This is a genomic window from Trinickia soli (assembly GCF_002879855.1).
GTDB lineage: Bacteria > Pseudomonadota > Gammaproteobacteria > Burkholderiales > Burkholderiaceae > Trinickia > Trinickia soli.
Genome location: NZ_PNYB01000013.1, coordinates 156,279 through 167,370 on the forward strand (window position 1 = coordinate 156,279; position 11,092 = coordinate 167,370).

An 11,092-nucleotide genomic window follows, 5' to 3' on the forward strand; every position below is an offset into this window, starting at 1 on the left:
CGCAAAGCGTGTCGATGCGACGTACTCGCCGGGTCCGCATGATCCCAACGTGTAGGAACGGAGCCATCACGGAGCACACATGAAAATGAGAAGAACAACCGCCATCCTGGTTCTCGCCGCCGCGGCAGCGCCGCTTGCCGCCGCTGCGCTGCCCGCGCATGCCGACACCGTCCTGACGCCGCAGTTCGAGCCGTCGGGCGTGCTGTCGCTGTCGGCTCAAGCCAGCACCGACGTGCAGCAAGACGTGGTCCAGATCACGCTGTTCTATGAGCAGGACGCACACGATGCGGCCTCGCTCACCGATGCATTGAACCAGCACGCCGACACCGCGCTCAAGCAAGCCCGCGGTGTATCGGATGTCACGGCCCATACGGGTGCGTTCACGGTCTATCCGACGACCGACAACAACGGCCGCATCTCGGGCTGGCGCGGCCGTACGGAGGTCGTCCTCGAATCGCGCGATTTTGCCGCTGCCACGAAACTTGCAGGGCAGATCAATTCGACGATGCAGATCGCCGGCGTCGCGTTCTCGCTATCGCCCGAGGCGCAGCGCAAAGCGGCCGACAAGCTGACGGCCGACGCTATCAAAAAGTTCAGGGACGAGGCCGACTCGTCCGCCCATGCCTTCGGCTACAGCGGCTATACGATTCGCCAGGTCAACGTGGGCAGCAACAACGTCACGCCACCGCCGCGCCCGATGTTCGCGATGCGGGCAATGGCCGCGGCCGCACCGGCCCCGCTGCCTGTGGAAGGCGGCAAGGCCACCGTCACCGTTACGGTCTCGGGCTCGGTGCAGATGACACGCTAGGCGCACGCCGATACGACCAGACGAGCAACAGGCTGCCGATGACGATCATCGGCAGCGAAAGCCATTGCCCCATCGACATGCCCAGCGCCAGCAAGCCGAGGAAATCGTCGGGCTCGCGTGCGAATTCGACGATGAAACGGGCCAGCCCATAGCCGATCAGGAACACGCCCGAGGCTGCCCCCACGGGACGCGGCTTGCGCGTGAAGAAGAACATCACGAAAAACAGGGTGACGCCTTCGAGCGCGATTTCGTAGAGCTCAGACGGATGGCGCGGCAGCATGTGATATTGCGCAAACACCTGTGCAAGATTCCACTTCTGCGCAAGCTGCGGATGCGTGGCCAGCCAAATGGCGTCATCGTTCGACGAGTTCTGAAACAACATGGCCCACGGCGCTTGCGGATCGGTCACGCGCCCCCACAGCTCGCCGTTGATGAAATTGCCGAGACGCCCCGCCGCAAGCCCCGTCGGCACCATCGGAGCAACGAAGTCGGTCACCTGCAGCCATGAACGTTTGCGTTGATAGGCGAACAACACCATCGCGAGCGTCACGCCGAGCAAACCGCCGTGAAACGACATGCCGCCCTGCCACACTTTGAAAATGTCGAGCGGATGCGCGAAGTAGTAATCGGCCTTATAGAACAGCACATAGCCGAGCCGGCCGCCGAGAATCGTGCCGAGCACGCCGTAGAACAGGATGTCGTCGATATCCCGCGCGGTCCAGCCTTGCGCCGCGACGTGCGGCAGGCGCAGCCTCAGCCGGCCGATGACGACCGCCAGGATGAAACCGACGAGATACATGAGCCCGTACCAGCGCACCGCAAGCGGGCCGAAATGAATTGCAACGGGATCGAAATCAGGATGAATCAGCATCGTAAGGCTTTGGGCATTTAGGAGTGGGTTTTTGCGTGGGCGCGCACGATTTCGATGAACCCGGCAAGCACCGGGCTGACCTCGGCCGTGCGCCATACGAGCCCCGTCTCGACGAGCGGCGTACGCTCGGCAAGCGGCCGGTAGACGACACCGGTGCGCCGCAGATTGCGTAATGATTGCGGCACCAGTGCCGCGCCCATGCCCGCCGAAACGAGGCTTACGATCGTCTGCATTTGAATGGCCTCCTGTCCGATGCGGGGCGTGAGGCCAGCCGCGCCATAGCAGGCCGTAATGATGTCATAAAAGCCCGGCGCCAAACGACGCGGAAATATCACGAGCGGCAGTTGGGCCACTTCGGCCAGCGAAACCGGGGTGTCGAGCCAATCGGGCGGCTCGCCCCGGCCCCGGTGAGGCACGCTCGACGCGGGCAGGGCCGCCACGAGCGGCTCACGCATGACGGGCAGGTACGAAAGCGTCGCCGCGTGGCGCGGCGGCAGCGGCGGGATGATCAGGCCCGCATCGATCCTGCCCGCGGCAAGTTCTTCGATTTGCACGTCGCTCGTCGCTTCGGCGAGATTCAAGCGCACGCGCGGATGGCGCACGGCGAACTCGCGAAGCAGTTGCGGCAGCAAGCCGTAATCGGCCGTCGAAACGAACGCGAGCGAGAGCGCGCCGGCTTCGCCGCGCGCCAGACTTTGCGCGAGCGGGCGCAGCGCGTCGGCCTGGGCGAGCAGCTTGCGCACCTCGGGCAACAGATCGGCGCCGACGGCCGTCAGGTCGACCGTGCGCTTGGTGCGCGCGAACAGCTCGACGCCGAGTGTTTCCTCCAGCGCGCGAATCGCCTGCGACAACGGCGGCTGCGTCATCGACAGTTTGCGAGCCGCGCGACCGAAGTGGCGTTCCTCGGCGACAGCAACGAAATAGCGCAGTTGGCGCAGATCGGGAGTCATGGCGGCGCGTTCCGGTGAGCACAATTCATATTCGTATCGACCTAATCAACCGTGAATAATATATTGGACTCGCGATAGAAGTCGCGGCATGCTGGCCCGAGCTTCACGCGTCGGTCACCGGCTCCAGCCTCTGGACACCCGCCCCGCCCCACCTTTGCGCCGGCGGCTGCCGCACCCGTTTCCCCACAAACGAACCGGAGCTCTGCACATGGCTTACAACCGCCGCTCTCAGCACATCACGCAAGGTGTCGCGCGCGCCCCGAACCGCTCGATGTTCTACGCCCTGGGCTACAAGAAAGAAGACTTCGACAAGCCGATGATCGGGATCGCCAACGGGCACTCGACGATCACGCCTTGCAACGCGGGCCTGCAGAAGCTCGCGGACGCGGCCGCCGCCGCTATCCAAGACGCAGGCGCGAATGCTCAGACGTTCGGCACGCCGACGATCTCCGACGGCATGTCGATGGGCACCGAAGGGATGAAATACTCGCTCGTTTCGCGCGAAGTGATCGCCGACTGCATCGAGACCTGCGTGCAAGGGCAATGGATGGACGGCGTGGTCGTGATCGGCGGCTGCGACAAGAACATGCCGGGCGGCATGATCGCACTCGCCCGCATGAACGTGCCGGGCATCTATGTGTACGGCGGCACGATTCGCCCCGGCCACTGGAAAGGCAAGGACTTGACGATCGTCTCATCGTTCGAGGCCGTCGGCGAATTCACGGCCGGCCGCATGTCGCAGGAAGACTTCGACGGCATCGAGCAAAACGCCTGCCCCTCCACGGGCTCTTGCGGCGGCATGTACACGGCCAACACGATGAGCTCGTCGTTCGAGGCGCTCGGTATGTCATTGCTCTATTCGTCGACGATGGCGAACCCCGATGACGAGAAGGTCGCATCGAGCGCCGAATCGGCTCGTGTCCTCGTCGAAGCAGTGAAGAACGATTTGAAGCCGCGCGACATCATCACGCGCAAGTCGATCGAAAACGCCGTAGCGCTGATCATGGCCACGGGCGGCTCGACCAATGCGGTGCTCCATTACCTCGCCATTGCACACGCGGCCGAAGTCGAATGGTCGATCGACGACTTCGAACGCGTGCGCAAACGCGTGCCCGTCATCTGCAATTTGAAGCCATCGGGCGAATACGTCGCGACCGATCTGCATCGCGCGGGCGGCATTCCGCAAGTGTTGAAGATTCTGCTCGATGCGGGCTTGCTGCATGGCGACTGCATGACGATCACGGGCAGGACGATGGCGGAGGAGCTCAAAGATGTTCCGGGTACGCCGCGCGCCGATCAGCAGGTCATCTTCCCGCTCGAGAAGGCGCTATACGACGAAGGGCATCTCGCGATCCTGAAAGGCAATCTGGCAACGGAAGGGGCCGTCGCGAAAATTACAGGTTTGAAGAATCCCGTCATCACGGGGCCTGCCCGTGTGTTCGACGATGAGCAGAGCGCGCTCGCTGCGATTCTCGACGATCGCATTCGCGCGGGCGACGTGCTCGTGCTGCGCTACCTCGGCCCTCAAGGCGGCCCCGGCATGCCCGAAATGCTCGCGCCTACTTCGGCGCTGATCGGCAAGGGACTCGGAGAATCGGTCGGGCTCATCACCGACGGGCGGTTTTCGGGCGGGACGTGGGGCATGGTGGTCGGGCATGTCGCCCCCGAAGCGTTCGTAGGCGGCACGATCGCGCTCGTGCAGGAAGGCGATTCGATCACGATCGATGCGCACAAGCTGCTGTTGCAGCTGAATGTGGAAGATGCGGAGTTGGAACGCAGGCGAGCGGCATGGAAAGCACCGGCGCCGCGCTATACGCGAGGCGTCCTCGCCAAATTCGCGGCGCTCGTGCGGCCCGCGAACAAGGGGGCGGTGACAGATTGACCGATGGCCGTGCGGCGTGCGCACCGTTTGCCGCGGCGAAGCGCCCCACGCTGCGCTCGCCGCCGCGGACGCGACGCCGCGATGCGCCTATCGCTGCGAAGTATGCCGCGTCAATTCCTCGGATACGGCATCGCGCACCCAGCCCGCCACCTCGGCTTCGAGCGCCGCGACGACTTCACGCGTAACTTGCCGCACGAGCCAGTTCGTGTGCTCTTCGATGGCGCCGCGGCATCGCTCTTCGATCACGTGGCGCGCGTCCCCGCGCAGGTAGGTTGAAAAGCGTCCGCGCAAACGCTCGGCGATGAATTCGACATCGCGCGCATCGAATGCCGCGCCCGACGTGGGCACCGATGTCGGCGCCGATGGGCCATAGTGCGCGCGTGCCGACTCCGACGGCATGGCGGCCGCAGGCTCCGGCACGGCAGCAGGCTGTCGTTGCTCCAAAGCATGCGCCGGGGAAGGAGCCGTTGGCGCATCGCCATGCGCTTCGCCGGGGCGACCGATCGGCGGACGGCCCGGTACGATGACGTCCGTCAACATCGGAATGGAACCCGGATCGTGGGGACCGTGCGGATCGTGAAAATCGTTGGGATCGCTCATGCTTGCCTCCCTAATGATGCGATATGCGCTTGACGTGCAGCGAGCATGCCCGCAACACCTTCCTCACGCGCCTTGCTTGTAATTGTTGAGCGGATAACCGCGATCGCGATAGAACCGATAGCGCTCGCGGCCGGCCGCGAGTTCATCGTCGCTGTTGCCGACGACTTCGAGCAGGCGCTCGAAGCGTGCGAACTGCGCCGGCACAACCGGCGCAAGATTGAGCAGAACCTGGTGATGCGGCGCCTGCTCGACATCCGTTGCAAGCACGATCGGCGTGCGCGCGGCGAGTTCGCTCTCGGCCATGCAGTGCGGCAGGAAATCGAGCGGCGAGAATGTCCAGAGCCGCTCGTCGAACGCGCGCAACCTGGCATGGTCGGCCACGACGACGAGCGGTTGGCCGGCCTGATACGCCTTGCGCGCGAGCCGGCAGGCATAGAGCAACGCATCGCCGACGTTCGTATGAAAGTCGACGCGCGTCATTGCACTGCCTCGCAAAGGGTCCAGCCAAGCGCCATCACTGTCACTGTCCGGCGCGGTCGATCAAAAACTGCGTCAGCAGCGGCACGGGGCGCCCCGTGGCTCCCTTCGCGGCACCGCCCTTCCACGCCGTGCCGGCGATGTCGAGGTGCGCCCACGGGTAGGCTTCGGTAAAGCGCGACAGGAAGCAGGCCGCCGTCACGCTGCCGCCGGGACGGCCACCGATGTTGGCCAGGTCGGCGAAGTTCGACTTCAGCTGCTCCTGATATTCATCGTCGAGCGGCATACGCCAGGCCGGGTCGACCGCTTCTCGCGAGGCGTCGAGCAGTTCTCCGGCCAGCGCGTCGTCCTTCGAGAACAACCCCGAATTGTGATGGCCAAGCGCGATGACGCACGCGCCCGTGAGCGTGGCGATGTCGACGACGGCCGCCGGCTTGAAGCGCGCGGCGTAGGTCAGCGCATCGCACAGGATCAAGCGCCCTTCGGCGTCGGTATTCAACACTTCGATGGTGAGCCCCGACATGCTCGTGACGATGTCGCCCGGCTTCGTGGCCTTGCCGCTCGGCATGTTCTCGACTGCGGGAACGATGCCGACGACGTTCAGTTTCAACCCGAGCTCGGCCACGGCGCGCAGCGTGCCGAACACCGACGCCGCGCCGCACATGTCGTACTTCATCTCGTCCATGGCTTCGCCCGGCTTCAGCGAGATGCCGCCGCTGTCGAACGTCACGCCCTTGCCCACGAGCACGATCGGCGCGGCCTTGGCGCCGCCGCCCTGGTAGTGCATGACGATGAATTGGGGAGGCTCGTCGGAGCCGCGCGTCACCGACAGCAGCGACCCCATCTTCAGTGCTTCGAGCTGCTTTTCGCCCAGCACTTCGACCTTGAACTTGAATTCCTTGCCGAGCTTCCTGGCGGTTTCGGCGAGATAGCCCGGCGTGCAGACGTTGCCAGGCAGGTTGCCGAGATCGCGCGCGAGCTCCATGCCGCTGGCCACCGCGAGGCCTTGCCTGACGGCGGCCTTCGCCAGCTTTTCGTCGGCCGGATCGACGGTCGCGACGATGCGCTTGAGTGCATATTTGGCCGGCTCCGGCTTGCTCTTGAGTTGCGTGAACTGATAGGTCTCGCCACGCAGGGCGAGCACCGCGGCGCGCACGGCCCAATCGGCCGACCGTTCCTTGATGGGCAGTTGCGCGAGCGTAAACGTGACCTGCACGATCTTCGTGCCGAGGATCGCACGCCACGCCGCACGCGCTGCGTCGCTGTAAGCCTTTTGTCCGAATGCGTCCTGCTTGCCGAGCCCGACCAGCAGCACGCGCGAAGCGCCGATACCTTCCACTTCGTGCAGAAACAGCGTCGTGCCGCTCTTGCCCTGCATGTCTCCTGCTTTGACGATGCGCGTGAGCAACCCCTTCGTCGCCACGTCGATTTCCAGTGCCGCGCCCGAGAGGGATTGCCCCTCGAACACGCCGATCACGATGCAATCGGATTTCCCCGTCAGGAAACCACCCGTCGTGCCCTTCGTCCAGTCACAGGCTTTTATGCTAAAGTCCATCGCGCTTGTCCTCGGATAAAATCGGCTTACTTCGTTGTAAACGAAGCCGCAATTATCCGCTATTTTTTCTCAGGCGTCGGAATGCGCTGCGCTCGATGCGCGCGTCCCCCGCCCTCTCGCACCGACGATGATTTTCGAACGCTCCCTCCAGCGCGAGCTATCCTATACCGCCGGCGCCGTATTCATGGTGCTGCTCACGATCTTTCTCACGACGATGATGATCCGCATCGTCGGCTACGCCGCGTCCGGCGAAATCGATCCGAAGGACGTCGTCGTCCTGATCGGTCTGACTGTCGTCGGCTATATCGCCGTGATGCTCGTCGTGACGATGTTCGTCTCGATTTTGTTCGTGCTCACGCGCTGGTACCGCGATTCGGAAATGGTCGTCTGGCTCGCCTCGGGCGTGAGCCTTACGCGGTTCATCAAGCCGATCGCGAAATTTGCCGCGCCGCTCATCCTGCTGATCGCGTTTTTCGCCTATGTGGGCTGGCCCTGGTCGAATGCGCAAAGCAAGCTCATTCGCTCACGCTTCCAGCAACGCGATGAAGTGTCGATGCTCGCGCCGGGCCAGTTCCGCGAATCGCCGGCCACGAACCGTGTGTTCTTCATCGAAAAAATGACGCCCGACCAGACGCACGTGCAGAACGTCTTCGTGACGAGCACCGAGCATGGGAAAGTCAGCGTCGTCGTCTCGCAAAACGGTCATACGGAAACGATGAAGGACGGTTCCCGCTTCGTGGTGTTGGAGAACGGGCGCCGTTACGACGGCGAACCCGGCAAGCCCGACTTTCGCATCATGGAGTTCGAACGGTACGGCGTGAAAATGTCCCATCAGCCGGTCGTCAATCCGACGCCGACGACGGGCATGTCCACCGCCGCCTTGCTGCGCCATCCGACGCGCGATAACCTGGCTGAATTCGCCTGGCGCACGGGGCTGCCGCTGATGGCCGTCAATCTGATGCTGCTTGGCATCCCACTGGCCTATCAAAACCCGCGGCGCGGGCGCACGATCAACCTCGTCATGGCCGTGCTGATCTTTTTGACCTATTCGAACCTGCTCAACGTGGTCCAGTCGTGGCTCGAGCAAGGCAAGATGTCGTTCGTCGCCGGGCTCATCGGCTTGCATGTCGTCGCAGCAGCGCTCGTCGTCGTCGTGTTCTGGCTGCGCGTGCGCAATCGCCCGTTGATCCCGCGCACGTGGTTCGCGCGGACGGGAGGAGCCTGATCGTCATGCGCATCTACGAACGATACTTCGCCCGCCAGGTCTATCTCGCGTTCATCTTCATCCTGTTCGCGTTCTCGGGCCTGTTCTTCTTTTTCGATCTGATCAACGAACTGAACACGGTCGGGCACGGCAATTACAAGTTCGGCTACGCCGTGCTGCGCGTGGCGCTGCAAACGCCGTCGCGCTTCTACGAAATCATCCCCGTCGCCGCGCTCATCAGCACGATCTACGTGTTTGCGCAGATGGCGGCGAACTCCGAATACACGATCTTTCGCGTATCGGGCTTATCGACGAGCCAGGCGCTGCGGTCGCTGCTGAAGATCGGGATCCCGCTCGTGGCGCTCACGTACTTCATCGGCGAAGTCGTCGGCCCCTACTCCGATCAATTGTCCGAGCGCGTGCGCCTCGAGGCGCTCGGCTCGGCCGTTTCATCGAACTTTGCTTCGGGCGTCTGGGTCAAGGACACGCTGACGGCGCGGGAAGACGGCGAACAGGTGACACGCTTCGTCAATGTCGGCGAACTCATGCCCGATGCGTCGATCAGCGATGTGCGCATCTACGAATTCGATCCCACCTTCAAGCTCACGAACGTCCGCACGGCCAAGACGGGGCGCTACGAGGGCAAGGGCCACTGGCTGTTGACGGGCGTGACCGACACGATGCTCACGAGCCTGCCGCCCCCGGCCAATACGCCCGCCGATGCGTTGTCCCCCGTCTATCGCGCAACGCAGGTGACGCTGCCCGAGTATTCGCTGCGCTCCGAGCTGACACCGCAGATTCTGTCGGTGCTGCTCGTCTCGCCCGATCGGATGTCGATGTTCAATCTGTTTCGCTACATCCAGCATCTGGTTGAAAATCGTCAGGACACGCAGCGCTATGAGATCGCGCTGTGGAAGAAGCTGCTTTATCCGTTCGCCGTGCTCGTCATGCTTGTGTTGTCGCTGCCGTTCGCCTATCTGCACACGCGTGCGGGCGTCGTCGGCGTCAAGGTGTTCGGCGGCATCATGCTCGGTATGAGTTTCCAGCTGATCAATACGCTGTTCTCGCACATCGGCATGCTCAACACCTGGCCCGCGCCCGTCACGGCCGCGTTGCCAGGCCTCATTTATCTCGTGCTCGGGCTCGGCGGGCTCAAGTGGGTCGACCGGCACTGAGGCCGGCAGCGGAGGAGCGATGAACGCAGCGGCTTTCTCTCGCGGCATCGTATTGTTCGCGCATGGCGCACGCGACGCGCGCTGGGCCGAGCCGTTCGAGCGGCTCGCCGGCAAATTACGCTCGCTCGCCGACGCCAATACCGAAGTGTCGCTCGCGTTCCTCGAATTGATGACGCCCGATCTGCCGTCCGCAGTGGCTGCGCAAGTCGCCGCGGGCTGCAGGTCGATCACCGTGGTGCCGGTGTTTTTCGGGCAAGGCGGCCATGTCAGGCGCGACTTGCCGCTCATCATCGATGCGTGTCGCAGCGCCCATCCCGGCGTCGAGATCCGTCAAGCGACGCCTGTCGGCGAAGACGATGCCGTGCTCGATGCGCTGGCTGCGTACTGCCTGCGTCAGCTCTATTCTCTGGGCTGAAGTAAGCGGCAGTTGCGCGCGATCATCGCCGAGCCGATGACCCGCCCGGCGAAATCGCGTCTGCATGAATGCAAAAAAGAAAGGAGAAATGCGCGCGCGTCGCTGCCGGTCAGGCCGCGTGTGCAAACGCGTCGCGGGCGTCAGCGGGTGCTGCTGAACCTGTCGAAGCGGGCTGCCCGCTCCCGCTCGCCGACTTCATCGACGCGCGTTCGGCAAACGCCTGACCGATCATCAGCAAGCTCGGCTGCGCGGGATCGAGCCATTGCTGCGCCTCACCCATTGCCAATTCTTCGAGCGTGAGCGTCAACGTCCTTTCGCGCGACGTGCTGCAGGCTTCGACAATCGCTACGGGCGTTGCACTCGGGCGGCCCGCATCGATCAGTTGCTGTGCGATCTCGGGTGCGCTGTCGCGGCCCATGTAGAAGACCAGCGAATCGGCATTGACAGCTTCCCGTATTGCTTCGGTGTCGGGTGCGCGGCTTCTGGTGGCCAACGCGACGCTGCGCGAGACACCGCGCAATGTCAGTGAGCGTTTGACCGAAGCAGCCGCGGCCAATGCCGCCGTGATGCCGGGCACGACTTCGTACTCGATGCCCGCTTCTTCGAGCGCGCGCATTTCCTCGTCGGCACGGCCGAACAACATCGGATCGCCGCCCTTCAGGCGCACGACGACATCATGTGCAAGCGCGGCGTCGACGATCTGTTTGTTGATGAACTGCTGGGCCGTCGAGCGCTGGCCGCAGCGCTTGCCGACAGCAACTTTGCGGGCGTGCGGCGCATAGTCGAGCATCGCCGGCTCAACGAGCGCATCATGCAGCACGACGTCGGCCGTGCCCAATAAACGGGCACCGCGCACCGTGATGAGATCCGCCGCCCCCGGTCCTGCACCGATCAAATACACCTTGCCCATGGCCCTTTCGTCCTTTCGCGTGTGAAGGCGGCCCCACTGGCGCCGCCTCGACGAGTCAATCCTCAGTCACGCAGAATATGCACGAATCATGCCGGCTGCTACCGTATGGTGCGTAGCCTCATCGATCAACACGAACGCACCCGTCGCCGCATGCGCGTCGTAGGTATCGCAAACGATCGGCTTTTGCAGCGTCAACGCCACGCGGCCGATGTCGTTCATGGCGATGACCGCTTTCTCGCTCGTAT

12 protein-coding genes are annotated in these 11,092 nt (G+C 63.7%); 5 read left to right on the top strand and 7 right to left on the bottom strand.

Features of this window, described 5'->3' with window-relative positions; translation table 11 throughout:
• Positions 1–79: 79 nt before the first annotated feature.
• Complete coding sequence (locus C0Z19_RS16715) at positions 80–808, top strand: SIMPL domain-containing protein (protein ID WP_425330269.1); 729 nt, start codon at positions 80–82, stop codon at positions 806–808.
• On the opposite strand, the gene lgt is transcribed toward C0Z19_RS16715, so the two are convergent.
• Complete coding sequence (lgt, locus tag C0Z19_RS16720; RefSeq protein ID WP_102610945.1) at positions 774–1,679, bottom strand: prolipoprotein diacylglyceryl transferase; 906 nt, start codon at positions 1,677–1,679, stop codon at positions 774–776. The two genes, C0Z19_RS16715 and lgt, sit on opposite strands and share 35 nt — an antisense overlap.
• A gap of 17 nt (positions 1,680–1,696) precedes the next feature.
• Positions 1,697–2,629, bottom strand: a complete 933-nt coding sequence (locus C0Z19_RS16725) for a LysR family transcriptional regulator (RefSeq protein WP_102610946.1) — start codon at positions 2,627–2,629, stop codon at positions 1,697–1,699.
• Between the two features lie 208 nt (positions 2,630–2,837).
• On the opposite strand from C0Z19_RS16725, the gene ilvD reads away from it, so the two are divergent.
• On the top strand, positions 2,838–4,511 hold the full coding sequence (ilvD, locus tag C0Z19_RS16730; RefSeq protein WP_102610947.1) for a dihydroxy-acid dehydratase: 1,674 nt from the start codon (positions 2,838–2,840) through the stop codon (positions 4,509–4,511).
• Positions 4,512–4,598: 87 nt separating this feature from the next.
• Here ilvD and C0Z19_RS16735 read toward each other — a convergent pair whose 3' ends face one another.
• The 3 genes from C0Z19_RS16735 to C0Z19_RS16745 all read right to left on the bottom strand — a co-directional run bounded on the left by C0Z19_RS16735 (position 4,599) and on the right by C0Z19_RS16745 (position 7,143).
• On the bottom strand, positions 4,599–5,111 hold the full coding sequence (locus C0Z19_RS16735) for a DUF2486 family protein (RefSeq protein WP_102610948.1): 513 nt from the start codon (positions 5,109–5,111) through the stop codon (positions 4,599–4,601).
• A gap of 63 nt (positions 5,112–5,174) precedes the next feature.
• On the bottom strand, positions 5,175–5,591 hold the full coding sequence (locus C0Z19_RS16740; RefSeq protein ID WP_102610949.1) for a DNA polymerase III subunit chi: 417 nt from the start codon (positions 5,589–5,591) through the stop codon (positions 5,175–5,177).
• Positions 5,592–5,631: 40 nt separating this feature from the next.
• On the bottom strand, positions 5,632–7,143 hold the full coding sequence (locus C0Z19_RS16745; protein ID WP_102610950.1) for a leucyl aminopeptidase: 1,512 nt from the start codon (positions 7,141–7,143) through the stop codon (positions 5,632–5,634).
• A 127-nt stretch (positions 7,144–7,270) separates the two neighbouring features.
• Between C0Z19_RS16745 and lptF the strand changes: the two genes are divergently transcribed.
• The 3 genes from lptF to C0Z19_RS16760 are packed head-to-tail and all read left to right on the top strand — an operon-like array spanning position 7,271 to position 9,937.
• A complete protein-coding gene (gene lptF, locus C0Z19_RS16750; protein WP_102610951.1) occupies positions 7,271–8,368 on the top strand; it encodes an LPS export ABC transporter permease LptF in 1,098 nt (365 codons plus the stop codon).
• 5 nt (positions 8,369–8,373) lie between these two features.
• The gene (gene lptG, locus C0Z19_RS16755; protein WP_102610975.1) at positions 8,374–9,522 is read left to right on the top strand and encodes an LPS export ABC transporter permease LptG; all 1,149 of its coding nucleotides are present in this window, start codon (positions 8,374–8,376) and stop codon (positions 9,520–9,522) included.
• Between the two features lie 19 nt (positions 9,523–9,541).
• Positions 9,542–9,937, top strand: coding sequence for a sirohydrochlorin chelatase (locus tag C0Z19_RS16760; RefSeq protein ID WP_102610952.1), 396 nt, complete (start codon positions 9,542–9,544; stop codon positions 9,935–9,937).
• 109 nt (positions 9,938–10,046) lie between these two features.
• On the opposite strand, the gene cobA is transcribed toward C0Z19_RS16760, so the two are convergent.
• Together cobA and C0Z19_RS16770 are read right to left on the bottom strand one after the other, a co-directional pair.
• Positions 10,047–10,847, bottom strand: coding sequence for a uroporphyrinogen-III C-methyltransferase (gene cobA, locus C0Z19_RS16765; RefSeq protein ID WP_233196173.1), 801 nt, complete (start codon positions 10,845–10,847; stop codon positions 10,047–10,049).
• 66 nt (positions 10,848–10,913) lie between these two features.
• A partial coding sequence (locus C0Z19_RS16770; RefSeq protein WP_438947151.1) for an elongation factor 1-alpha C-terminal domain-related protein occupies positions 10,914–11,092 on the bottom strand: 179 nt, incomplete at its 5' end.